The organism is Bacillus sp. SIMBA_008 (assembly GCF_046535495.1).
GTDB classification, from domain to species: Bacteria; Bacillota; Bacilli; order Bacillales; family Bacillaceae; genus Bacillus; species Bacillus subtilis.
Window position 1 is genome coordinate 1 of record NZ_JAWRWL010000568.1, and the last position, 266, is coordinate 266.

Below are 266 nucleotides of genomic sequence, written 5' to 3' on the forward strand. Positions count from 1 at the left end.
GTGTTTTTTTCGTAATAAAATGATTAAACACTTCATTCATGAGAATGGATTCCTGTTCAAGTACGCCTGTAATCACTTGGATGCCAGCATCTTGTAAAATGGCGATTCCGCGGCCAGCGACAAGCGGGTTCGGGTCAAGAGCCGCCACGACAACCGTTTCGACGCCTGCTTTCACAAGTGCCTCCGCACAAGGACCTGTACGGCCATGGTGAGAACAAGGCTCGAGGGTCACATAAATGGTGGCTCCTTTTGCCTTGTCTCCGGCC

Annotated in this window: 1 protein-coding gene; it reads right to left on the reverse strand. The window is 50.8% G+C overall.

Annotated elements, in window-relative coordinates; translation table 11 throughout:
• On the reverse strand, window positions 1–266 hold a 266-nt coding region (locus SB658_RS24480; RefSeq protein WP_410602974.1), incomplete at both ends, for a bifunctional diaminohydroxyphosphoribosylaminopyrimidine deaminase/5-amino-6-(5-phosphoribosylamino)uracil reductase RibD.